23 protein-coding genes are annotated in these 23,689 nt (G+C 57.3%); 14 read left to right on the plus strand and 9 right to left on the minus strand.

Going from position 1 to position 23,689, the window contains the following annotated elements:
* Positions 1 to 3: 3 nt before the first annotated feature.
* Complete coding sequence (locus EF096_RS07950) at positions 4 to 1,251, minus strand: uracil-xanthine permease family protein (protein ID WP_123889091.1); 1,248 nt, start codon at positions 1,249 to 1,251, stop codon at positions 4 to 6.
* The gene (upp, locus tag EF096_RS07955) at positions 1,251 to 1,892 is read right to left on the minus strand and encodes a uracil phosphoribosyltransferase (protein ID WP_123889092.1); all 642 of its coding nucleotides are present in this window, start codon (positions 1,890 to 1,892) and stop codon (positions 1,251 to 1,253) included. Before upp ends, EF096_RS07950 begins: the two co-directional genes overlap by 1 nt.
* A gap of 169 nt (positions 1,893 to 2,061) precedes the next feature.
* Between upp and EF096_RS07960 the strand changes: the two genes are divergently transcribed.
* The 3 genes from EF096_RS07960 (at position 2,062) to EF096_RS07970 (ending at position 3,470) form a co-directional block, all read left to right on the plus strand.
* The gene (locus EF096_RS07960) at positions 2,062 to 2,619 is read left to right on the plus strand and encodes a hypoxanthine-guanine phosphoribosyltransferase (protein ID WP_123889093.1); all 558 of its coding nucleotides are present in this window, start codon (positions 2,062 to 2,064) and stop codon (positions 2,617 to 2,619) included.
* Between the two features lie 4 nt (positions 2,620 to 2,623).
* Positions 2,624 to 3,106, plus strand: coding sequence for a hypothetical protein (locus EF096_RS07965; RefSeq protein WP_123889094.1), 483 nt, complete (start codon positions 2,624 to 2,626; stop codon positions 3,104 to 3,106).
* A gap of 73 nt (positions 3,107 to 3,179) precedes the next feature.
* Complete coding sequence (locus tag EF096_RS07970) at positions 3,180 to 3,470, plus strand: PA4642 family protein (protein ID WP_123889095.1); 291 nt, start codon at positions 3,180 to 3,182, stop codon at positions 3,468 to 3,470.
* Positions 3,471 to 3,472: 2 nt separating this feature from the next.
* On the opposite strand, the gene EF096_RS07975 is transcribed toward EF096_RS07970, so the two are convergent.
* On the minus strand, positions 3,473 to 3,703 hold the full coding sequence (locus EF096_RS07975) for a hypothetical protein (protein ID WP_123889096.1): 231 nt from the start codon (positions 3,701 to 3,703) through the stop codon (positions 3,473 to 3,475).
* Positions 3,704 to 3,873: 170 nt separating this feature from the next.
* Here EF096_RS07975 and EF096_RS07980 point away from each other — a divergent pair, with 170 nt between their 5' ends.
* Positions 3,874 to 4,458, plus strand: coding sequence for a YajG family lipoprotein (locus EF096_RS07980; protein WP_123889097.1), 585 nt, complete (start codon positions 3,874 to 3,876; stop codon positions 4,456 to 4,458).
* A 59-nt stretch (positions 4,459 to 4,517) separates the two neighbouring features.
* Here the strand turns inward: EF096_RS07980 and EF096_RS07985 are convergent, their stop codons facing one another.
* The 5 genes from EF096_RS07985 to gatC all read right to left on the minus strand — a co-directional run bounded on the left by EF096_RS07985 (position 4,518) and on the right by gatC (position 10,427).
* Positions 4,518 to 6,575 (minus strand): BCCT family transporter, encoded by a 2,058-nt coding sequence (locus tag EF096_RS07985; protein ID WP_123889098.1) that lies wholly within the window; start codon positions 6,573 to 6,575, stop codon positions 4,518 to 4,520.
* 127 nt (positions 6,576 to 6,702) lie between these two features.
* Positions 6,703 to 7,131 (minus strand): septal ring lytic transglycosylase RlpA family protein, encoded by a 429-nt coding sequence (locus EF096_RS07990; protein ID WP_123889099.1) that lies wholly within the window; start codon positions 7,129 to 7,131, stop codon positions 6,703 to 6,705.
* Positions 7,132 to 7,194: 63 nt separating this feature from the next.
* On the minus strand, positions 7,195 to 8,643 hold the full coding sequence (gene gatB, locus EF096_RS07995) for an Asp-tRNA(Asn)/Glu-tRNA(Gln) amidotransferase subunit GatB (RefSeq protein ID WP_123889100.1): 1,449 nt from the start codon (positions 8,641 to 8,643) through the stop codon (positions 7,195 to 7,197).
* A gap of 14 nt (positions 8,644 to 8,657) precedes the next feature.
* Entirely contained in the window at positions 8,658 to 10,109 is a 1,452-nt protein-coding gene (gene gatA, locus EF096_RS08000) for an Asp-tRNA(Asn)/Glu-tRNA(Gln) amidotransferase subunit GatA (RefSeq protein WP_123889101.1), read from the minus strand.
* Between the two features lie 30 nt (positions 10,110 to 10,139).
* Positions 10,140 to 10,427 carry an Asp-tRNA(Asn)/Glu-tRNA(Gln) amidotransferase subunit GatC gene (gene gatC, locus EF096_RS08005; protein ID WP_123889102.1) on the minus strand — a complete coding sequence of 96 codons (288 nt, stop codon included), beginning with the start codon at positions 10,425 to 10,427 and terminating at the stop codon, positions 10,140 to 10,142.
* Between the two features lie 305 nt (positions 10,428 to 10,732).
* Here gatC and mreB point away from each other — a divergent pair, with 305 nt between their 5' ends.
* From mreB to tldD, 8 genes are all read left to right on the plus strand, one after another.
* Positions 10,733 to 11,773: a rod shape-determining protein MreB gene (gene mreB / locus EF096_RS08010; protein ID WP_123889103.1), complete on the plus strand. Its 1,041-nt coding sequence runs from the start codon at positions 10,733 to 10,735 to the stop codon at positions 11,771 to 11,773.
* A 111-nt stretch (positions 11,774 to 11,884) separates the two neighbouring features.
* On the plus strand, positions 11,885 to 12,820 hold the full coding sequence (mreC, locus tag EF096_RS08015; RefSeq protein ID WP_123889104.1) for a rod shape-determining protein MreC: 936 nt from the start codon (positions 11,885 to 11,887) through the stop codon (positions 12,818 to 12,820).
* Positions 12,810 to 13,283, plus strand: coding sequence for a rod shape-determining protein MreD (gene mreD / locus EF096_RS08020; protein ID WP_123889105.1), 474 nt, complete (start codon positions 12,810 to 12,812; stop codon positions 13,281 to 13,283). The genes mreC and mreD overlap by 11 nt, the downstream gene beginning before the upstream one ends.
* The gene (locus EF096_RS08025; protein WP_123889106.1) at positions 13,273 to 13,863 is read left to right on the plus strand and encodes a Maf family protein; all 591 of its coding nucleotides are present in this window, start codon (positions 13,273 to 13,275) and stop codon (positions 13,861 to 13,863) included. Before mreD ends, EF096_RS08025 begins: the two co-directional genes overlap by 11 nt.
* 61 nt (positions 13,864 to 13,924) lie before the next feature.
* The gene (gene rng / locus EF096_RS08030; RefSeq protein ID WP_123889107.1) at positions 13,925 to 15,382 is read left to right on the plus strand and encodes a ribonuclease G; all 1,458 of its coding nucleotides are present in this window, start codon (positions 13,925 to 13,927) and stop codon (positions 15,380 to 15,382) included.
* Positions 15,383 to 15,398: 16 nt separating this feature from the next.
* A complete protein-coding gene (locus tag EF096_RS08035; RefSeq protein ID WP_158611247.1) occupies positions 15,399 to 19,280 on the plus strand; it encodes a YhdP family protein in 3,882 nt (1,293 codons plus the stop codon).
* A gap of 53 nt (positions 19,281 to 19,333) precedes the next feature.
* A complete protein-coding gene (locus EF096_RS08040) occupies positions 19,334 to 20,194 on the plus strand; it encodes a carbon-nitrogen hydrolase family protein (RefSeq protein WP_123889109.1) in 861 nt (286 codons plus the stop codon).
* Positions 20,187 to 21,629: a metalloprotease TldD gene (gene tldD / locus EF096_RS08045; protein WP_123889110.1), complete on the plus strand. Its 1,443-nt coding sequence runs from the start codon at positions 20,187 to 20,189 to the stop codon at positions 21,627 to 21,629. The genes EF096_RS08040 and tldD overlap by 8 nt, the downstream gene beginning before the upstream one ends.
* A 161-nt stretch (positions 21,630 to 21,790) precedes the next feature.
* On the opposite strand, the gene EF096_RS08050 is transcribed toward tldD, so the two are convergent.
* Positions 21,791 to 22,273, minus strand: a complete 483-nt coding sequence (locus EF096_RS08050; RefSeq protein ID WP_123889111.1) for an asparaginase domain-containing protein — start codon at positions 22,271 to 22,273, stop codon at positions 21,791 to 21,793.
* Positions 22,274 to 22,304: 31 nt separating this feature from the next.
* Between EF096_RS08050 and EF096_RS08055 the strand changes: the two genes are divergently transcribed.
* The gene (locus tag EF096_RS08055) at positions 22,305 to 22,703 is read left to right on the plus strand and encodes a GIY-YIG nuclease family protein (protein ID WP_123889112.1); all 399 of its coding nucleotides are present in this window, start codon (positions 22,305 to 22,307) and stop codon (positions 22,701 to 22,703) included.
* On the plus strand, positions 22,696 to 23,631 hold the full coding sequence (locus tag EF096_RS08060; protein ID WP_123889113.1) for a glutathione S-transferase family protein: 936 nt from the start codon (positions 22,696 to 22,698) through the stop codon (positions 23,629 to 23,631). The genes EF096_RS08055 and EF096_RS08060 overlap by 8 nt, the downstream gene beginning before the upstream one ends.
* The last annotated feature ends 58 nt before the right edge of the window (positions 23,632 to 23,689 follow it).

Genomic DNA, 23,689 nt, shown 5'->3' on the forward strand with positions numbered 1-23,689 from the left:
CGGTTACTTGGTCAGCTCTGCCTGGCTTTTGTCTGCGGGCAGTACTAGGTTCAGGATAATCGCGACTACGCCGCACAGACTGATACCCTGCAGGCTCAGGCTGTCGTTGCCAATCGCCATACCGCCAATACCGAATACCAGGGTCACGGACACGATGCACAGGTTGCGTGCTTGTGACAGGTCGACCTGCTGACGGATCAGGGTGTTCATGCCTACGACCGCGATTGAGCCGAACAGCAGGCAGAGAATGCCGCCCATGACAGGAACCGGCATGCTCAGCAGTACGGCGCCGAATTTGTCGACAAAAGACAAACCGATAGCGAATACCGCCGCCCAGATCATTACGTTGGGATTGAAGTTACGAGTCAGCATCACTGCGCCGGTCACTTCCGAGTAGGTGGTATTAGGTGGGCCGCCAAAGAGGGCAGCAGCGGACGTGGCGAGACCGTCACCCAGCAGGGTGTTCTGCAGGCCAGGCTTTTGCAGGTAATCCTTGCCCGTCACGCCACCAATCGCCAGCACATCGCCGATATGCTCGATGGCCGGTGCAATGGCTACCGGGATCATGAAAAGTATGGCGGCCAGCTTGAACTCGGGGGTAACAAACTCGGGAACCGCCAGCCAGGGCGCGGTAGTTACACTATCCAGGCTGGTTACACCCAGTATCCAGGAGAGCCCATAGCCGACGATCACGCCCGCGAGGATGGGGACCAGGCGGAACAGTCCTTTCGCGTACACAGCGACAAAAATGGTAGTTGCCAGGGACGCCATTGAGATGATCAGCGCCAGGTTGGTATCGACCAGCTGTTGACTGCCGTCGCCCGATTTCCCCGTTGCCATGTTGACGGCCACTGAGGCCAGCCCCAAGCCGATCACCATGATGACCGGACCTACTACCACTGGCGGCAGCAGACGTTGAATAAAGCCGGGCCCCCGCCAGCGAATTACCAGACTCAGCAAAATATAGGTAATGCCGGCAGCGAGCAGCCCGCCGAGGGTGGCGGGCAAGCCCCAGGTCTGGTTGCTGTAAAGAATAGGGGCGATGAAAGCGAAACTGGAGGCGAGAAAAATCGGGATCTGGCGGCGCGTGGTGAACTGAAAAATCAGCGTGCCGATACCCGCTGTGAACAGTGCCACGCTGGGGTCCATACTGGTGATCAATGGCATCAGTACCAGGGCACCAAAGGCGACAAACAGCATTTGCGAGCCAGCTAGCGCAGTGCGCCAGCCGTGAGTCTGAACGCCCTCCATCAAACGATATCCTTCTGCTTGGTACCGAAGATCTTATCGCCGGCATCACCGAGGCCGGGAATGATATAGCCCTGCTCGTTCAAGCGCTGATCCACCGAGGCGGTATAGATTTCCACGTCAGGGTGGGCTGCGTTGACACGTTCAATGCCCTCGGGTGCGGCAACCAGCACCAACGCGCGAATCTCGCGAGCCCCGGCCTTCTTCAACATGTCGATGGTAGCGATCATCGAGCCGCCGGTAGCCAGCATAGGATCGATGATGAGTGCGGTACGCTGGTTCAGTTCGCCTACCAACTTTTCCAGATAGGTATCGGCTTCCAGGGTTTCCTCATTACGAGCCAGACCGATGACGCTGACCTTGGCACTGGGGATAAGGCTGAGTACACCGTCGAGCATGCCCAGGCCAGCGCGCAGGATGGGCACCACGGTGACTTTTTTACCGCTCAGTTTTTCGACCTGAACGTCGCCACACCAGCCCTGAATGGTATGCGTTTCAACCAGCATGTCTTGCGTGGCTTCATAGGTCAGTAGCGCGGCGACTTCCTGGGCCAGCTCGCGGAAATTCTTGGTGCTGATTTCGTCGCGGCGCATCAGGCCCAGTTTGTGGCGGATCAGAGGATGACGGATTTCTTTGACATTCATTAGGGGCTCTCTCGTGCTGGCGTCAAGCGGGCGTGGAAAAATACTGCTATAGACTAAACGAATGTGAACAAGCGGTCATCTTCCGCAAAAGCTCCGTTATACTTGCGCATCGCACGCAACATCAGTATTTTTCGCCCCCTTTCTTATCATCCAGCTCTGGAGGTTCTGCATGTCGGCAGATCTGCAACACATTAAACAGGTCATGGCCGAGGCGGATTGCCTGTTCACCGAGGCTCAGGTAGAGGCCGCGCTAGACGGTCTGGCTGCTGATATTTGCGACCGCCTGGTGGACAGTAACCCGATTGTCTACAGCGTTATGAACGGTGGTTTGATCATTACTGGAAAGCTGTTGCCCAAGTTGCCTTTCCCGATGGAAGTCAGCTATCTGCATGCGACCCGTTATCGCAACAAACTGTCCGGTGGTGAGCTGTTCTGGAAGGCGCGCGCGGAGCATTCGCTGGTCGGGCGCACGGTATTGATCGTCGATGACATTCTGGATGAGGGCCACACTCTGGCAGCTATCGTTGAGTATTGCCGCGATGCAGGCGCGGATAAGGTCTTCACCGCGGTGCTGCTCGACAAGCAGCATGATCGTAAAGCCTACGCCGGTATGCGGGCCGACTTTACCGGGCTGGATGTCGAAGACCGCTATATCTTTGGTTACGGTCTCGATTACAAGGGGTACTGGCGTAACGCGGCGGGTATCTTCGCGCTCAAGGGGCACTGACAACATGCGTCTGTGCGTATTGATCGCGCTGGCTATTATCAGCTGCTATACGTTAGCAGCTCCGGTGACGCTGCCGCATGATGAATACATGCCGGCAGATGTTTACAGCCTACGGCAGGACAAGCCTGAGCAAATACTCTTTCAGGTAGAGCAGTATCGGGTTTTGTTTGCCACTGAACAGCGTCCAGGCGTTGTTTCTTCTACGCCAGAGGCGAGCAGTTTATTGTTTCTGCAGGGGCGGTCGTTGCTGCCAGGCGCTGCGATTACGCGAGCGCAAGTGAGCTTTGTGCCGCCAGGGGTAACCTTGCGTCCGGCGCAGCTGGATGGCCGTAGCCAGACACTGATGCTTATGTATCCCGAGTCGATGCTGCCGCTACTTTTGCAGCAGCTGGAAAGCCCCGGCGCGGAGTACGTGCAGGCTCGCTTTTACGGCAATGGCCTGATTTGGGGTGATATTCATTCCGCGGCTCAGGTAGCGCGACCCTGATAATACTGCGCTGGTGAGCATCGGTCCGGGTGGTTACAATGCCTGCTTTCCAGCCTGCCAATGAGGAATTGTTATGCGTAAAGATAAAGAAAAAGTGATTGGCGAGCCGATGACCGATGAGCAGGTGGCAGTCTTTCTGCAGGCTCGGCCTTATGCGGATGAGTCGGCGGATCTGCATGTACTGGTGCGCGCTTATCGCGGCTTGCGGGTTGAGGACTTCGAGCGTTTTCTAGTGATGTTCAAGGCGGAAGGCTTTGATCTCAACGCCACTGATGAGCAGGGCCGCACTTTCTTGCAGACGGCTAAAAATCATGCTCAGAGTGAAGATTATGTTGCGGTGTTGGAAGCGGCAGGCGCACGCTGAATCTAGATGTGCTGTAGAGGCCAGCGCTGACTGCTCGTAACCGTCTGTGCTGGCAACAATGCATGGCGGGGTAGCGGTGCGCCAATCCAGCGAAAGTTGATTTCAGTAACGCGAGCCCAGTTGTCACCGGCAGGGGCTCGCTTCAGCTCCCACAGTGCGACACAGCGACCGCGTTGATCCAGTTGAGCATAGTATTGGCGTTGACGACGCAGAAGCAGGCTTAAGCCAAACATGGAGTGTCCTCCGCTGTGTGTTTGTACCTAGTCTAGGTAGCCGCCATTGCAGCTTTATGACAGCTCAGGCAGCTGTTTCCGCGCTGGGAACCGGCGTATGCTGCGCCTGTCGAAGGTTTCAAGTATCTTTTTATTATCCCCTTTTGATTTAACGGCAGGAGTCCCGCGTTATGCTCAAGCGTGCAGGTATTTTTATGTTGGCTATGGTTACCATTGGCTTGGTGGGCTGCGCCCACAGCCCTCAGCAGCTCAATGTTCAGCCACAGATTAACAAGCCGCTCAATTCAGTGGCGCGACAGCAGCCAGTGGTGGTGACAGTTCAGGATGTGCGTCAATCAAAGATTCTAGGCACTCGCGGTGGCATTTACCCTGACTCCAGCAGCATTACCCTGAGTGACAACACGATCAATGCGGTGCGTCAGCAGGTAGAGCAGGGCGTGCGTCAGCTGGGCTTCAATGTCGTGCCTGAGGGTACGCCAAACGCGAATCATCTTACGGTTGGTTTGAGCGACATGACGTATCAGTCGCCGAAAGGCACTGCCTATGTTACCCAGGCCGACTTGAGTGCCACCTTTACGGCCGAGGCGCGCAATATGAACAAGAACTACCAGGGGCGTTACAGCTCATCGTTGCAGCAGCGTTTTGGTTATGCGCCTAATCAGGCAACTAATACCAAAATGGTGACGGATGTGATGAGTGATGCCTTGACTCGCGTTTTTCAGGATCAACAGCTGATTCAGATTCTTCAGCAGTAGTTATTCAAGGCCACAAAAAAACCAGCCTGCGGGCTGGTTTTTTTGTGGCTGGATGCGCCCTAGCTGGCAGGTGCCGGTGGCTCGTCCTGCAGCATCTCGTCATGCTCTGTCATATTCCAGGGCAGTACACCCGGAGAAATATGCAGGAAGTGCAGATACTTCTCGAAGTGATCGAGTATGTCGCCGATGATTTCCTGCTCGTCATAGCCGTAAACATCGTACGTCTGGCCACCGCGGCGTAGGAAGACTTCGGCGCGATAATAATACTGATCGCTTTCTCCCTCGCGTTGCATTTCAGGATAGGCAAACGTTGGGCGGCTGTACTCGCGCAGGCGCACCTCGTAGATAAAGTCCAACTGATCAGGTTTGTTGATCTCCAGATAAGCGCGGCCATGCTCGGTGTCGAGTTTGGCCTCCGCTGGCCAGCCTTGCTCAATCAGACTTTGGCTCAGGCGCTGCATTCCCGGCATTACCGTTTTGTCGATGAACCCTTCTACGTCATTACGATCGGGAAAGTTGACGATCCCCGCCAGACGTTTTTTCCAGTTCGCCGCCAGACTGTCTTCGCTATAGCGGCTGACCTGCATATGATGCAGCAGACTGACATCACGATGCCCCTCGATGACCAGGGCCCGCCACATCCCCAACATGGCGATGATCATGATGATGGCAAAAGGCAGGGCCGTAACGATGGTCATGGTTTGCAGCGCACTCAGGCCGCCCGCCATCAGCAGTACCGCGGCAACCACACCTTCGAGGATGGCCCAGAACGCCCGCTGTAGTGCAGGTGTATGCATCAGGCCGCCTGAAGCGAGCGAGTCGATAACCAGGGACCCGGAGTCCGAAGAGGTGACGAAGAACGTGACGATCAGGATAACCGTGATAAAGGAGACGATAGACGTCAGCGGTAAGTGTTCAAAGAGCTTGAACAGCGCTATCGCTTTGTCGTTCTGCACCTCGGTGATCAGCGCGGTATAGCCTTCGTTCATGATCAGGTGCAGGGCGGTATCACCGAACACTGAAAACCACATAAAGGTAAAGATCGTCGGCACCAGCATGACGCCGAATACAAATTGGCGGATGGTGCGGCCGCGGCTGATTTTGGCGATAAACAGGCCAACAAATGGTGCCCAGGCAATGGTCCAGCCAAAGATAAAGAGGGTCCAGTTGCCGATCCAGTCGCTGTGGGTGTAGGCCTGCAGGTTGAAGGTGCGCTCGACAATATTATTCAGGTAGCTGCCGGTATTTTGCAGGAAAGCTTCCAGAATAAAGATCGATGGACCCACCAGAAACACGAACAGCATCAGGGTAACGGCCAGTACCATGTTGAGAATCGACAGGTTCTTAACACCCTTGTCCAGGCCTGCGACGACTGAGATCAAGGCCAGGGCAGTAACTGCCGCAATAGTAATAACCTGAACAGTATTGCTGATGGGGATGCTCGGCCACAGGTAGTGCAGCCCTGCGTTGATCTGCGCAACGGACAAACCCAGTGTGGTGGCGATACCAAAGAGCGTGCCAAGGATAGCGACCACGTCGACGGTGTGACCGATCGGGCCATAAATTTTGTCGCCGATTAAAGGGTAAAGCGCAGAACGCATTGATAACGGCAGACCGTGACGGAAGGAAAAGTACGCCAGTACCAGGCCAACCAGGCCATAGATGGCCCAGATATGAAAGCCCCAGTGAAAGAAGGCAATTTGCATCGCCTGCTTGGCAGCATCCAGTGTTTCGGCCGTGCCTGCGGGGGGATTGGCGAAGTGGGTTACTGGTTCAGCAACGCCAAAGAAAAGTAGCGCGATGCCGTAGCCTGCTGAGAACAGCATGGCAAACCAGGCTGGAAAGCTGTATTGCGGCGCGGCGTGGTCCGGGCCCAGCTTGATATTGCCCCAGCTGCTGCAGGCAACGATCACGATGAACAGCAGGAAACTGGCCACGGCCAACATGTAAAACCAGCCAAAGGTTTCGGTGATGTAAGCCAGTGTGACGGAAAAAACGTCGCCGGCTAGCTCTGGGCTACTTATGGTACCTATTACCAGTAGTAAGGTGACGATGACGGCAGGCGCGAATACGGGGACCAGAATGGTCGAGCGCCAGCCGGATTTGGCTTCTGTCATGAACGGCTCCTTCTTCGAATTCAGGTCGCCAATTCTCCGCGGCGACCGGGTCGGCTAGCGCCGAGCCTGTCATCAGTATAGTGATGAGCAGGACTTCGCCATCCTCCTTATGAGAATAAGCGCAGGGTCAGTCTACTGATTGCTCCTCTGCTTCGTCTTCATCGTTATAGTATTCGACCCGCACGCGCACGCTGCCTGTACGGATCATGCCAAGTTGCTCAGCCGCTATCTGTGACACATCAATAACGCGATGGCCGACAAATGGACCGCGGTCGTTTACCCGCAACACAACGCTGCGGTCGTTGTATAGATTGGTAACCTTGATCAAGGTTCCGAAGGGGAGTGTCGGATGGGCTGCGGTGAGCGCCGTTTCGTCGTAGGGTTCGCCGCTAGCGGTACGCCGGCCATGCAGGCGGGAGGAGTAGTAGGAGGCCTTGCCTACCTGCGTCCACTGCTCTCCCTCCTGGCTCTCAAGGTGATCGGCGTAAGCAAAGGCCGGGCCGCCTCTCAGCGACAGCAATAGCAATATGGCTATCCAAAGCGCTGCTTGGCGCATGGCTGGATCCTCGAATAGGGTCGGGGGTACAAGGAGCTATGACCCTGTAACCCCCTGATCGGTTCAGCTATCCAGTTTTTTGCGCAATAGCTCGTTGACCTGCTGCGGGTTTGCTTTGCCTTTGGAGGCTTTCATTGCCTGACCAACGAAGAAGCCGAACATTTTGCCGCGCTTGGCTTCTTCCGCCGCACGGTATTGCTCTACTTGCTCGGCATTGGTAGCCAGCACTTCGTCCAGCATAGCTTCAATGGCGCCGCTGTCAGTGACCTGCTTCAAGCCCTTTGCTGCAATGATGACGTCGGCGCTGTCCCCTTCACCGTTGGCCAGTGCCTCAAACACCATCTTGGCAATCTTGCCGGAGATAGTGTTGTCCTTGATGCGCAGGATCATGCCGCCCAGTTGGGCCGCACTGACGGGAGACTGCTCGATGTCCAGGTCGGCTTTGTTTAGCAGGCTGGACAGTTCACCCATCACCCAGTTGGCAGCCAGCTTGGCGTCACCGCATACGCGCTGTACTTCTTCGAAGTAATCCGCCAGTTCACGTTGCGCTGACAGCACGCTGGCATCGTAAGTTGACAGGCCAAACTCGCTTTCAAAGCGCTCGCGCTTTTGTTGCGGCAGCTCAGGCAACTCGGCCCGTACTTCCTCAAGGAAAGCTGGCTCCAAAACCACGGGCAATAGATCAGGGCAGGGGAAGTAGCGGTAATCGTTGGCTTCTTCCTTGCTGCGCATGGAGCGGGTTTCGTCTTTGTTTGGATCGTACAGGCGGGTTTCCTGCACCACCTTGCCGCCGTCCTCGATCAGCTCGATCTGGCGCTGTACTTCGGTGTTGATCGCCTTCTCGATAAAGCGGAACGAGTTGACGTTCTTGATCTCGCAGCGGGTGCCAAATTCGGCCTGACCCTTGGGACGGATAGACACGTTGCAATCGCAACGCAGCGACCCTTCGGCCATATTGCCATCACAAATGCCCAGGTAGCGCACCAGTGAGTGAATAGTCTTGGCGTAGGCGACCGCTTCTTTAGCGCTGCGCATATCCGGTTCTGAGACGATTTCCAGAAGCGGGGTGCCGGCGCGGTTGAGGTCGATGCCACTCATACCTTGAAAGTCTTCGTGCAGGCTCTTGCCGGCATCCTCTTCCAGGTGCGCCCGGGTGACGCCAACGCGTTTTACCGTGCCGTCTTCCAGGGTGATGTCGAGATAGCCCTTGCCGACGATGGGGTGATCCATCTGGCTGGTCTGATAGCCCTTGGGTAGATCCGGATAGAAATAGTTTTTGCGCGCAAATACGTTGGTCATGCCGATCTCGGCATCAATTGCCAGGCCGAATTTGACGGCCTTGCGCACGGCCTGGGCGTTCAGCACCGGCAGAGTACCAGGCATGCCCAGGTCGATCAGGCTGGCCTGGGTGTTAGGCTCGGCACCAAAGGCGGTGGCACTGCCGGAGAAGATCTTCGACGCGGTGGTGAGCTGGGCGTGTATTTCCAGCCCGATGACGATTTCCCATTGCATAGCTGTCAATCCTCTCAGTAACCGGCCGGAGCGCGTTGGTGCCAATCAGTGACCTGCTGGTACTGATGCGCAATGTTAAGCAGGCGGGCTTCGCTGAAATAGGGCCCAAGTAACTGCATGCCCAGCGGCAGACCGTTGGCAAACCCGGCAGGCAGGGCAATGCCCGGTACACCGGCGAGGTTGGCGGTAATGGTGTAAATGTCGGTTAGATAAAGACTGACTGGATCGTCGATCTTCTCGCCAATTTTAAAGGCAGGCGTTGGTGAGGTCGGGCACAAAATGACATCGACCTGCTCGTAGGCAGCCATGAAGTCGTTCTTGATCAGGCGGCGAATTTTCTGCGCCTGCAAGTAGTAGGCATCGTAATAGCCGGCTGACAACGCATAGGCGCCGACCATGATGCGGCGTTTTACTTCCGCGCCAAAGCCTTCGCCGCGTGAGCGTTTGTACAGATCGGTCAGATCGGCCGGATTGTCACAGCGATAGCCAAAACGCACGCCGTCAAAGCGCGACAGGTTGGAGGACGCTTCAGCAGGCGCGATGACGTAGTAGGCCGGGATCGCCAGTTCGGCGTTGGGCAGACTGATTTCCTTCACCTCGGCGCCTAGTGCCTGGAATTGTTTGACCGCTGCATCAATGGCGTCTGCAGTAGCCGCGTCAAGACCGCTGGCGAAGTACTCTTTAGGTAGACCAATGCGCAGTCCCTTGAGCGAGTCGTTCAGGCTGGCGCTGTAGTTGTCGACCGGTTGATCGACGCTGGTCGAGTCTTTTTCATCAAAACCCGCCATCACCTGCAGCATCAGTGCGCAGTCTTCGGCCGTGCGAGCCATGGGGCCGCCCTGGTCAAGGCTGGATGCGTAGGCAATCATGCCCCAGCGCGATACGCGCCCGTAGGTTGGCTTTAGGCCAGTCAACGCGGTAAAACCGGCTGGTTGGCGAATTGAGCCACCGGTATCGGTCCCTGTGGCCGCAGCGCAAAGACGCGCTGCTATGGCAGCAGCGGAACCGCCGGAGGAACCGCCGGGCACGCGTTCAGTATCCCACGGGTTGCGGGTCGGGCCGTAGAAGCTGGACTCGGTAGAGGAGCCCATGGCGAACTCATCCAGGTTGGTCTTGCCCAGGGTTACAGCGCCAGCATCAATAAAGCGTTGGGTGACGGTCGACTCGTAGGGCGAGATGAAGTTGTCGAGCATCTTTGAGCCACAGCTGGTGCGCAGGCCTTGGGTGCAAAACAGGTCCTTGTGCGCCAGTGGGATGCCGGTTAGTGCCGATGCTTCACCTTTGGCGATAACTTCATCGGCCGCTGCGGCCTGGCGCAGGGCCAGTTCCGGCGATACCGTGATGTAACTGTTCAGCTCACCGTCAAACTGCTCAATGCGGGTGAGGTAGTGCTGGGTCAGCTCGACACTGGATAGTGTCTTGCTCTGCAGGGCCTGGGACAGTTCGGCCAGCGTTTTCTCGTGCATGGGGTAGTCTCTCGTCTGGGCGCGGCAGGATTATTCGATGACCTTGGGAACCAGGTAGAGTCCTGATTCTGTCGCCGGGGCGATGGTTTGGTAGTCGTCGCGGTGATTGCTCTCGGTTACAGCGTCCGGGCGCAGGCGCTGAGTGGTTTCCAGCGGATGAGCAAGGGGCGCGACGCCGTCGGTGTCCACTGCCTGCATCTTGTCGATCAGGTCTAGAATGCCTGACAGCTTGGCGGTAGTAGCGGGTATCTCGTCATCGCTTATCGCTATTCTTGCAAGATGAGCGATCTTTTCCACATCTGTGCGGTCCAAGGACATGTATTGAGCTCCATGTAGCCGGGTATGATCCGGTATATTGCTGGCGACGGGCGCCGTTAGGCGGTTTCCAGGCGGAATTGCGGACAAAGGCGCGAATTTACCACAGTCGTGCCTTGCCCAAAAACCCCGCCGTTGTTAGAGTTGCGACACTTTCAGAAGTACCGATCAGTTACCTGCTGGACCCTATTCTCTGGGCCATTCATCCGGGCCTTTTGCCACCGTTTCATTTTGGTGTGACTGCGGGCAGGTGATTTATCAGTACTTCCTTTTAATTAACCCACGCGTCCTCGGGGTATATTCAACGCATGTTCAAAAAAATTCGTGGCATGTTTTCCAGTGATTTGTCCATCGACCTGGGCACTGCCAACACGCTTATTTACGTTCGGGATCGCGGTATTGTACTGGACGAGCCATCGGTTGTGGCAATTCGTACCACCGCCGGTAATCAGAAAAGCGTTGTGGCTGTCGGTACTGATGCCAAACGCATGCTTGGCCGTACGCCCGGTAACATTCAGGCTATCCGTCCAATGAAGGATGGTGTTATTGCCGACTTCAGCGTGTGCGAGAAGATGTTGCAGTACTTTATTAACAAAGTGCATGAAAACAGCTTCATCCAGCCTAGCCCACGCGTGCTGATCTGCGTGCCCTGCAAGTCCACTCAGGTTGAGCGTCGGGCCATTCGTGAGTCTGCGCTGGGCGCAGGCGCGCGTGAGGTGTACTTGATTGAAGAGCCAATGGCTGCCGCCATTGGTGCCGGTTTGCCGGTCGAAGAGGCGCGCGGCTCGATGGTTGTCGATATCGGCGGTGGTACCACCGAAATCGCGCTGATCTCGCTCAATGGCGTCGTTTATGCCGAGTCTGTGCGGGTTGGTGGTGACCGTTTTGATGAAGCGATTGTGACCTATGTGCGTCGCAACTACGGCAGCCTGATCGGTGAGTCCACCGCAGAGCGCATCAAGCAGGAAATCGGTGTTGCCTTCCCAGGTGGCGAAGTGCTCGAGGTTGATGTGCGCGGCCGAAACTTGGCGGAAGGCGTGCCACGTGCCTTTACCCTGAATTCCAACGAGGTGCTTGAAGCCTTGCAGGAGTCTCTGGCGACTATCGTTCAGGCTGTTAAAAGCGCGCTGGAGCAATCTCCGCCCGAGCTGGCGTCTGACATTGCTGAGCGTGGTTTGATTCTCACCGGTGGTGGTGCGTTGCTGCGTGACCTCGACAAGCTGCTGGCGCAGGAAACCGGTTTGCCGGTCATTGTGGCGGAAGAGCCGCTGACCTGTGTGGCTCGGGGTGGCGGTAAGGCCCTGGAGATGATGGATCAGCACACTATGGATCTGCTCTCGACCGAATAAGTCGCCGGCGGCAGGAGGACTCTTCGCGCCGGACTTTTCCGGCAATGTCCGGCTTGCCGCTGATCGCATCAAGCTTGTGGCTGCGAGGAGCTTGCCATTAAACCGTTATTTATCAAAGGCCCTTCGCTGGGCGTCCGTCTGGTCGTTTTGACCACTTTATCCATCGCCCTGATGGTCGTCGACGCCCGCTTTGACGCACTTAAACCCCTGCGCTCGCAATTGGGGCTGTTTGTTTCTCCTTTGTATTATGTCGCCGAGTTGCCGGTACGTGCTTGGGATAGTGTCACCGAGCTGGCTTCCAGCCGGGCGCAGTTAATCTCTGACAACGACCGCCTGCGCGCCGAAGCTTTGCTCACCCAGCGCAAACTGCAAAAGCTGGCCACGCTGACCGAGCAAAACGTGCGTTTGCGCGAACTGCTCAACTCGTCTTCCCTGGTGGATGAGAGGGTATTGGTGGCTGAGCTTATTGGCGTGGACCCCAATCCTTTTACCCAGCGCATATTGATCGATAAAGGCGAGAACGAAGGTGTCTTTCTCGGTCAGCCAGTGCTGGATGCGACCGGCCTGATGGGCCAAGTGGTGGAAGTACTCCCGCATTCTGCTCGGGTTTTGATGATTACCGATGCGTCCCATAGTCTGCCGGTGCAGATCAATCGCAACGGTTTGCGCGCTATTGCCAGCGGAACCGGCCGCAATGAGTGGCTTGAATTGCGTTATGTTGGGGATACTGCCGACATTCGCGAGGGCGACATCGTGGTCAGCTCTGGTTTGGGGCAACGTTTCCCGGCGGGCTATCCGGTGGGCCGGGTACAGTCGGTTGTGCGCCATCCCAGTCAGTCCTTTGCCGAGGTGCGCGTAACGCCCTCGGCACAGCTCAATCGTAGCCGCTATCTGTTGCTGGTATTCAGCCCTGAGAGCGGTTACGGCGCTGTGTTGCCAGCCCTTGATCTGACACCAGAGGCAGATCTGCCAGCTGAGGCGGTGGGTGCCCAGGACAACACTACCCCGGCAGCGCAAGGAGAGGAGGGCGGTAGCGATGCGCAATAGTCTGGTCATCGCGGCCACCATTGTGGTGGCGCTGCTGCTTAGTGTCATGCCGATGCCGGAGCCCTTTAATATGGGGCGTCCGATGTGGCTGGCGCTGGTTTTGTCGTTCTGGGTTATGGTGCTGCCGCACCGCGTTGGCATGCTTACGGCCTGGCTTGCAGGCCTGCTTACCGATGCATTGTTCGGACAGCTATTCGGCCAGCATGCCTTGGTTATGACCCTGGTTGTCTGCCAGCTATTGCTGTTGCATCAGCGCATTCGTCGCTTCCCATTGTGGCAGCAGAGCCTGGTCATGCTGCCGGTCTTCGGTATTGCCCAGATGGTACTTTTATGGCTCAACAGCTTGAGCGGTAACCGTCCGCCCACCTTGCTGTTTCTACTCCCCGCACTGGTCAGTGCCATACTCTGGCCGTGGATCTTTACCCTGCTGCAGGGCGTGAAGCGGCGATTCCGTGTTAACTGAACAGCGCTTGCTGTTGGCTTCGGCTTCACCGCGTCGCCGTGAGTTGCTGGCGCAGATAGGTATTCCTACGACGCGTGTGGTGTGTCAGGTTGATGAAAGAGTCGAGCCAGACGAGACGCCCGCGGTCTATGTTGAGCGAGTGACACGCGACAAGGTGCGCGCTGGTGTGGCGGCGGCGCCTGCAGGATCGGTGGTGCTGGCGGCTGATACCGCCGTAGTGCTGGACCAGCAGATTCTTGGCAAGCCGCGTGATCGCGCGCATGCATTGCAGATGCTGGGCGCGCTCTCGGACCGTGAGCATCAGGTAATGACTGCTGTGGCAGTGGCCTGCGAGGATCGGGTGGAAGTGCGTCTGGTTGTCACTGAGGTACGCTTTCGTGCGCTATCGGTAGCCGAGTGCGAGCAATATTGGGCGAGCGGGGAGCCGGCAGACAAGGCGGGCGCCTATGGGATTCAGGGATTGGGCGCCGTGTTTGTTGAGCATATCAGCGGCAGCTACAGCGCTGTAGTCGGGTTGCCTTTGATGGAAACTGCTGCATTACTCGATGGATTTGGCATTTCCTGTTGGCAATCCTGCTGACACGCTGTCATGGCGCGCTTAACACCGGTATTCTGGGGCCAAGACTTGAACGGAAGAGCCCATGAGCGAAGAAATCCTGATCAATATCACCCCGATGGAAACCCGGGTAGCACTGGTTGAGAACGGTGTGCTGCAGGAAGTGCATATTGAGCGCACTCTGCGCCGTGGCATCGTCGGCAATATCTATAAGGGCAAGGTAGTCCGCGTATTGCCAGGTATGCAAGCGGCGTTCGTGGATATCGGCCTTGAGCGCGCTGCCTTCATCCATGCCTCGGAAATCTCTGACCGTGAAGGTGCGGCGGTCGAACCTATCAGTGCACTGGTGCATGAAGGCAAAGCGCTGGTAGTGCAGGTTACCAAAGACCCGATCGGTACCAAAGGTGCTCGCCTGACCACACACCTCTCGATTCCCTCGCGCTACCTGGTTTATATGCCGCGCACCCCGCATGTGGGGATTTCGCTAAAGATCGAGGATGAGGTTGAGCGCGAGCGACTCAAACAAGTGGTTGCCGACTGTGTTGAGCAAGAAGGCATTCAGGAGGAGGGTGGCTATATTCTGCGTACCGCTGCCGAGAGCGCGCGGGCGGAGGAGATTCTGGTCGATATTCGCTATGTTCGCCGCCTGTGGTTGCAAATTACCCAGCAGATGGGAGCAGCCCCGGCGCCGTCGGTAATCTACGAAGACTTGCCGCTGGCACTGCGCACCCTGCGTGATCTGGCCAACCCTCGTTTGGAAAAGGTCCGTATCGATTCGCGGGAAACCTTCCAGAAGGTCGAGCAATTTGTGCAAGAGCTGATGCCCGGCGTAGAAGAGTTGCTGGAGCACTACCCTGGTGAACGGCCCATTTTCGACCTTTACAGTGTCGAAGACGAAATTCAGAAGGCCATGGAGCGCAAGGTCATGCTCAAGTCCGGTGGTCACCTGGTGATCGACCAGACCGAAGCCATGACCACCATCGATGTGAATACAGGCGCTTTTGTTGGGCATCGCAATCTGGAAGAAACCATCTTCAAGACCAACCTGGAAGCAGCTACCTCTATTGCTCGCCAGCTGCGTCTGCGCAACCTCGGCGGCATCATCATTATCGACTTTATCGATATGGAGGATGAGGAGCATCAGCGTCAGGTGCAACGCACGCTGGAAAAGCAGCTGGAGCGTGATCACGCGAAAACCAACATTATCGGCATTACCGAGCTGGGTCTGGTGCAGATGACCCGCAAGCGCACACGCGAAAGCCTTGAACAGATACTGTGCGAACCTTGCCCCTGCTGCCAGGGTCGCGGGATACAGAAGACCCCAGAGACAATCTGCTACGAAATATTCCGCGAGATACTGCGTGAAGCGCGCGCGTACCAAGCGGGTGCTTACATGGTGCTCGGCTCGCAGTCGGTTATTGATCGGCTGTTGGATGAGGAGTCCGGTAATGTCGCGGACCTGGAGCTCTTTATTGAGCGCCCGATCAAGTTCCAGGTGGAAACCATGTATACCCAGGAACAATATGATGTGGTCCTGATGTGATGGGCTGGTAATCGGGGTGCAATGGCAACGCTGGATCAAGCAAGGGCTTAACGGTCTGATATTGCTGCTGGTCGCCTGGCTTTTACTGGCGGCCGCCTATGTCAGTCTGGGGCGTCAATTTGTCCCGGCGATTGCCAATTATCAGTCCGAGCTGGTCGCTGAGGCGGAGTCGCTTACAGGCCGCTATATTCGACTTGGTGGCCTGAGTGCGCAGATGCAGGGCGCTCAGCCGGTTTTTCGCCTGCGTGGGCTGGAGGTCCATGCCGACGCGGACCCTGGCAGCCCTGTTCTGTTTGCGCTGGATAACGTAACCGCGCGCCTGGACGTTTGGAAGAGCCTCTGGCACCGCCGTTTGATGATGGATGCGCTGCAGATTGAGGGGTTGTCACTCTCGGTCAGCGAAGATGCACAAGGGCAGTGGCACTTGCGTGGACTGGGCCGACAAACCCAGTCTCTGGGTGGTCTGGATCAGGCAATCAAGACACTGCGCGAGCAGCGCCGCATTACCTTGTTGGATACCCAGATCAGCGTCAGCCCTTATGACGAGCCCCGTTGGCAGTTTGAGCATGGCGAGCTGACCTTGATTAACGGCGCTGGCTGGCAGCGACTCGATGGCCGTTTGCGCTTACCCGACGGTGAGCTGGTGCGCTGGCAAGTCAGCGGTTTGCTCGATAGTGATAATCTGGCTGACCTGTCGTTGGGTTTCTTTCTTGAATTACCGGCGAGTGACTGGAGTCGCTGGCTGCCGCGCGATTGGCTGCAGCGCAGCCATCTGCAGCAACTGGTAGCCGGCGGGCGCTTCTGGGGGAGCTGGCAGAATCAGCGCTTGCAGCGCTTGCAGGCAACTCTGGTGGCCCCTGATGTCAGTTTTGACTTTAAAGACTCACCTCCGTTAGAGGATGTCTTTAGTCGTTTTGAGTACCGCCATAGCGAAAGTGGCGAGCATATCCTGGTCGAGGATTTCAGCCTGCGGATAGACGAGCAGGTATGGCCAATGATGCGCGTTCAAGCAGAGCGCCAGGGTGCGAATGGCGACTGGTCTCTGGCAGTAGACCGGCTATCACTTGATCGTCTGCGTGACTGGGTCCCGCGCTTTGTCGATCACCCGCCCATGGCTGAGTTGGTTACGACTTTGGCGCCGCAGGGTACCCTGCGTAATCTTCATCTCGCTGGACACGGTTCGCCGACCGACCTTAATGCGCTGCAGGTCAGCGCTGTCCTTGATCAGGTTGGTATTCAGGCCTATCACAATGCACCTATGCTGCAGGGTGTCAGCGGCAGTCTGGTGGGCTCGCCGGCGTCCGGTGAGTTACGGGTGAATAACACGCAGTGGAGCATGCAGCTGCCCCATCTGTTTCCAGAGGTCTGGCAGTACGACAGTGCGTTGGGCGCATTGAATTGGTCCTGGTCCAGAGACGATGGGTTAAGGCTGAATACGCCTGGCATGTCGGTAGCAGGCCCGGACGGCAATGGAGCGGCGCTGCTGGATTTGCATCTGCCGCCGAGCGGGCAAACCCCGACCATGGATTTGCGCGTTGCATTGCGTGACTCACAAGCCCCGGTGCATCGGCGCTACCTGCCGTTGCGCGCGCCTGCCTTTAATCCGGCGTTGGCGACCTGGCTGGCCGCCAGCGGTATCAAGGGCAAAGTCCCGCTGGCGATTTTTAGCTACAGCGGCTCACTATTGAAAAGCGCCACCAACGACGAGCGTCAGCTCGGCCTGTACGCCGAGCTGCGTGACGGCGAGCTATTGTTTCAGAACGGTTGGCCGCTGTTGACCGAGGTGAACGCAGATCTGCGGTTGCAGGACGGGATGCTCGATATTCGTGGTGAGCAGGCGCAGCTGTGGAGCACCAAGGCCAGTGATATTCGCGTAGGTGCGCAGGTGCTGGGACGCACCGGTCCGCTCATGTTGCAGGTGGAGTCTGGCTTCGACGGTCCGGTTGGCGATGCGCTTAAACTCATGCAGGAAACCCCGCTGCGCGACCTGAGCAATGATCCGCTGGCCGGCTGGACGGTGGGCAGCGGTCAGGTTTCCGGCGATTTGGCGCTGAGTATTCCCTTACAGTCTGGTGCCCAGTCTCAAACCCGGGCTGACGTGAGCTGGCGTTTGAGTGCCAGTAGCCTGCTTATCCCGCAACTGCAGGAGCCGTTGCGCAAGCTGCGGGGCAATTTCGTGTATTCGCGTGAGCAGGGGCTGCGCTCTGACGATTTAACCGGCACCTTTCTTGGTGCAGCCGTTAAAGCGAGCCTGAGCCAGGCAGACGGCGCCCAGCAGGTAAGCCTGTCAGGCAGCCACAGCGTGGAGCAACTGCGCAGTTGGTCGTTGGCTAGCGCGGTGCCAGCGGGATTGGCCAGTGGCCGGTTCAGTTGGCAGGCGCAGGTCAGGGTGGCTGCGCAGCAACAGCGTATTCAGGTCAGTAGTAATCTGAAAGGCCTGGCTCTGACGCTACCGGCGCCCTTTACCAAGGAGACGCAGAGCGAATTACCGGCCAAGCTGGATTTGCGCATGGCCAATAGTGGCGTCCAGCGCTGGCATATCTCCGCAGATAACGGCCTGGACGCGCAGTTGCTGAAACAGGGCGATCAGATTTCCGGTGACCTTCGCTTTCGCGCCGGAGAAGCGACACAGTCAGCTACTCCCGGTGTAGTCGTGGTTGCCAGGCTGCCGCGGTTGGACTGGGATGAGTGGCAAACGTGGCTGCGTCAGTTACCGGCTGCGTCCAGCCAGGGAGGCGGCCGCGCTGGTTCAGCGGCGAAGGTGGTGCGTCGTGCTGATATAACGGCTGATCAATTTACCGGCATGGGCTTATCGCTGCGTGACCTGCAGGCTGGAATACAGAGAAGGGCAAGTGGCTGGGATCTGGCGTTAACGCAGGCTGATGTTGAGGGCGATATTTATCTTCCGGATAACGACGCTGAGCCTATCAACGTCGACTTGCAGCGCCTCAAGTTGGGGGCGACAGATAAGGAGGCTGCGCAGCTTCTGCCAGCCATAAGCGCGAGCGAGGTTAGTGCTGATGCCGAGCCTGCTGATCCGCTGGAGCGTATAAAGCCATCAACACTGCCGGCGCTGGACGTGCAGATTGCCCAGTTGTCCTGGGGGGCTGAGCCGGTTGGTCGCGTCGCCTTCAAGTTACGCCCGGATGCAACCGGTGCTCAGTTGCCAGAGGTGTTTGCTGATTTACGCGGGCTCAAGGTAGAGGGGAGCATGGATTGGCGTGAATCGCCTGCGCACAGCGTATTCGACGGCAGCATATCCGCTGACAATATTGGTGAGGTGCTGACTGCCTGGCAATATGCACCGACTATTACCAGCAAGACGTTCTCTACTCGAGCACAGCTGAACTGGCCCGGTTCGCCAGCCCTTTTCAGCATGCGCCGTTCCTCGGGTAGTCTGGAGCTTGCTGCGCGTGACGGCATGTTGCAGAGTGGCGACAATGGTACGCAGGCTCTGCGCGTTTTTGGTTTGCTCAATTTCAATTCGCTGACACGCCGCCTGCGCCTGGACTTTTCTGACCTGTTCAGCAAAGGCACTGCCTACGATACCCTGGACGGTGCGATCTACGCGGATAACGGCGTGTTGCACAGTGATAAGCCAGTAGTACTGGAAGGTCCTGGGGTTAAAATGCAGTTTGAGGGTAGCCTTGATCTGCGCAGCGATAAGGTGGATATGGGGGTGCTGGTCACGCTACCGGTAACCAACAACCTGCCGCTCGCAGCGCTGCTGGTAGGCGCGCCTCAAGTAGGTGGCGTACTCTTCCTGGCCGACAAGATTCTGGGTGACAAGGTGGCTCGCTTTGCCTCGGTCAAGTACAAGGTCAGCGGTGACTGGAAACAGCCGGAGGTCGAATTTGATCGTGCCTTTGATGATAAGGCTGCGCTGGAAGAGGATTGAGGTCTCATTCTCATTGCCGCCGTTATTTAACCCACCCGTAAAAGGTTAGCCCTATGTCTCGTGTCGCCGCTATTCAGATGACCAGTCAGCCTGATGTGCAGGAAAACCTGCAACAGGCCGCAGGTTTGATTGCTCGCGCCGCAGAGCAGGGGGCCGAGTTGGTTCTGTTGCCAGAGTGTTTTGCTGCCATGGGTAATCGCTCGCTGGTAGCGATCGCCGCCGCCGAGTTTGGTCCGCAGCGGCCGATTCGTCATTTTCTTGCCGAGCAAGCGCGCGAACACGGTATCTGGTTGGTCGGCGGCAGCCTACCTTTGCCACGCTCAGCAGGCGGCAAACCCATGGCGACCCAACTGGTACTCGATGAGCAAGGCATAGAGGTTGCCCGCTACGATAAGCTGCACTTGTTTGATGTGGATGTTAGCGACAGCCACAAGACCTACCGCGAGTCGGATGATTACGCTTTTGGTAGTGAGCTGGTTTGCCTGGATTCACCAGTCGGGCGGCTTGGGTTGAGCATTTGTTATGATGTGCGCTTTCCTGAATTGTATCAGGGGTTGCGTCTGGCTGGCGCTGAGTTGATTGTGGTGCCCGCCGCCTTTACTGCCGTCACCGGGGCCGCGCACTGGGAGATCTTGTTGCGCGCCCGCGCTGTGGAAACCCAATGTTATGTACTGGCCGCAAATCAAGGCGGTACCCATTACGGAGGACGCCAGACCTTCGGTCACAGCTGTCTTATTGATCCCTGGGGCGAGTTGGTATCCGTCTTGCCCGAGGGGCCCGGCATCGTTACCGGCGAGCTTGATCTCGCCTACCTGAGCGAGGTTCGCCAACGCATGCCGATAATCGCACACCGCCGTTTTGCACCGCCTGCAGCACCGCAGCCGGTTGCCAAGGAGTCGAGCAAGAATGAGTGATCTTATCAGCCAAGCCGAAAATGCCCTGCTGCGTCCCGCCGACCTGACGCCCGATGCCGTCGCCAGCGTGTTGGGCACGTTGGTCGCGGCGCCCGGCGTAGACGCCGCTGACCTTTACTTCCAGCATCAGATCAGCGAATCCTGGGTTTTGGAAGACGGTATCGTCAAGGATGGCAGCTTCCACGTCGATCAGGGGGTTGGTGTGCGTGCGTTGTCCGGGGAAAAAACCGGCTTTGCCTACAGTAACGATATTCGCTTGGCTGCTCTCAGTCAGGCAGCTGGTGCGGCGCGCTCGATTGCCCGTGCCGGTCAGACTGGCACCGTCCAGGCCTGGAAGCGTCCCGCCTTTACCTCGCTTTATGTGGCAGATAACCCGTTGGAAGTCATGGCGCAGGCTGACAAAGTCGCATTCCTGCAACGTATTGATGCCTACACCCGTAGCCTTGATTCGCGCATCACCCAGGTCAGCGTCAGCATGAGTGGCGTGCACGACACCATCATGGTCGCCGCCAGTGACGGTACGTGGGCTGGTGATATTCGCCCGCTGGTGCGCCTCAATGTTAGCGTTATCATTGAACACAACGGTCGTCGCGAGCGCGGTAGCTCAGGTGGTGGTGGACGCACCGATTACCGCTATTTTGAAACAGAAGAGCGCGCTCTGGCATACGCCCGAGAAGCGGTGCGACAGGCTAACGTCAATCTGCAGGCGATTGCTGCACCGGCGGGTAGTATGCCGGTGGTAATGGGCCCAGGTTGGTCCGGTGTGCTCCTGCATGAAGCGGTCGGCCACGGTTTGGAAGGCGACTTCAATCGCAAGGGCAGCTCTGCCTATAGCGGTCGCGTGGGCGAGAAAGTCGCTTCCAGTTTGTGCACCATAGTTGACGATGGCACCTTGCCCGGTCGCCGCGGATCACTGTCGATGGATGATGAGGGGCAGCCTACCAACTGCACCACCTTGATCGAAAACGGCATTCTCAAGGGCTATATGCAGGATAAGTTGAATGCGCGCTTGATGGGCGTACCCGCGACCGGTAACGGCCGCCGCGAATCCTATGCGCACCTGCCCATGCCGCGTATGACCAATACCTATATGTTGGCGGGTGAAAGCGATCCGCAAGACATTATCGCCTCGGTAAAAAAAGGCATCTATTGCGCTAATTTGGGCGGTGGTCAGGTCGACATCACCAGCGGCAAGTTCGTGTTTTCCACTAGCGAGGCGTACCTGATTGAGGACGGTAAAATTACCGCTCCGGTCAAAGGCGCCACGCTGATTGGCAACGGACCGGAGGTGATGAACCGGGTGTCCATGGTAGGGCATGACCTTGAGCTGGATACCGGCGTTGGTGTCTGCGGCAAGGACGGGCAGTCGGTACCTGTAGGCGTAGGGCAGCCGACGCTGAAGATAGATCAGATTACGGTCGGCGGAACCGGCTAAGGCGGCGCAGGAGCTACAAGCTACAAGCCAGATTTTGTGGTGTTCAGGCGTGCGGTGTAACTATGTTAACCGTGTTACGCGCATTAAAAGCCACCCACCCACCCACGCGGGTGTCTTGTCGCTTATGGCTTGAAGCTTGCCGCTGCGCGCCGAAGGCGCGCCTAGCATCCCTCAAATCGTGCGGCGAGCCGGTTCTTGCGGACCTGATCAACCGGGAATACTCGGCCACTCATGGCGACATATACGCCGTGCGGCATGCAGTTGAGTGCACCGACGGCTAAACCCAGATTGAACAGGGCGTCAGAATCGCGAAAGCGGGCTGGTTGCATGGCGCCGGTCAGCACTATTACCTTGCCATCGATATCGGCCAGTCCTGCGCCAGTGACCGTCATGGTGTCTGTGCCGTGAGTAATCAGGATATGCTCATGTGGGCAGGTACTTACCTTGTCGTGAATGAGTTGCCGATCAAGGTCATCCAGTTCCAGGCTGTCCTTTCTGGTCAAGGATTCGATGTTATAGTCAAAACCAACCTGTGCTTGTTGCAATAGCTCGCCGACGACAGGTTCGCCTATCTGGTAGTCGCTGAGCGCATCAAAGTAAACTTTGTCCAGCGTGCCACCGGTGCTGAAAATTTGTACAAACATAGTGGTTCATTCCTGAAGATGCTGTTTGATCATGTCTGCCAATAATACTGCCACCACTGAGAAGCAGGGGAAAGCACCCGATGCGCTTGCCTCACGGCAATGGTGGGTATACATGGTGCGAGCGGAAAATGGCCATCTGTACACGGGGATCAGTACAGATCCCGAGCGCCGTTTTCGGGATCACCAGCGCGGCAAAGGTGCACGCTTTTTCAATCGCAGCCCGGCTAGCGCATTGGTCTGGTGGCGGCGCTGCGAAGGGCACGGTGATGCGCTGCGCCAGGAGCTGTCGACCAAGGCGTTGACGAAGAAGGCCAAAGAGCGACTCATCAGTCAGTTCGATAGCGCTTCATCATTGCTTGTGAAGGCCTGTGCACTGTCATCCGCAGAGGCTAAGCTGAGCGCAAACCAATCGGAGGCTCAGCATGAATGAATTGATTCTGCACCACTATCCGCAATCCCCGTTCGCCGAAAAGGCGCGTTTGATGCTGGGTTTCAAGGGGCTGTCCTGGCGGTCAGTGATGATTCCAGCGGTGATGCCCAAGCCCGACCTCACCGCCTTGACGGGTGGCTATCGGCGCACCCCGGTCATGCAGGTGGGCGCTGATATCTACTGTGATACGGCGATGATCGCTCGTCGTCTGGAGCAAGAGAAGGTTGCGCCCGCACTCATCCCTGAGGGCCGCGAAGCAGCAGCCGTGGGCTTGGCGCAGTTCGCCGATCAGGTTCTGTTTCAGCACGCCGTTGCCATCAACTTCCAGCCCAAAGGGTTGGCCGCGCGTTTTGCCGGTTTGCCTGAGCAAGTCGTGCAGGGTTTTATGGCTGATCGCAAGGCGTTGTTTGAGAAGGGGACTGCCAACCGTCTGGATAGTGCAGTGGCGCTATCGCAGTGGCCCGCGTTGTTGAGCCGCCTGGAGACTCAATTGCAGCGTGATGGTGACTTCCTGCTCGGTGACGCTCCCTGTATTGCCGATTTTGCGCACTATCATGCGCTCTGGTTTGTTGGCAGTAATGCGGCGGTAGCTGACGCACTGGCCGGGTATCCGGCGGTTAACAGCTGGATGCAGCGCATGGCTGATATCGGTCATGGCGTTGCCAGCGAGCTTAGTGCCGAAGAGGCTCTGCGCATTGCCAAGGAAGCCACGCCAGCTGAGCTGCCGTCTAACCCTATTACCAGCCCCGGCAGTTTTGCTCTTGGTCAGGCTGTCACGGTCAGCGCAGTTGATTATGGTGCAGATGAAGTGGCTGGCACCCTGGTATTCGAGGGCGCTGAAGAAATCATTATCGCCCGTGAGGATGATCGTGTCGGTCTGGTGCACGTTCACTTTCCGCGCTACGGCTACGCCATCAAAGCGGCCTGATCTGACCCGCAGCAGGCTACTTGTTTGCAAGGCCGCCAGGAACTGCTCTGGCGGCTTT

The organism is Pseudomonas neustonica (genome assembly GCF_003797945.1).
Classification (GTDB): domain Bacteria; phylum Pseudomonadota; class Gammaproteobacteria; order Pseudomonadales; family Pseudomonadaceae; genus Halopseudomonas; species Halopseudomonas neustonica.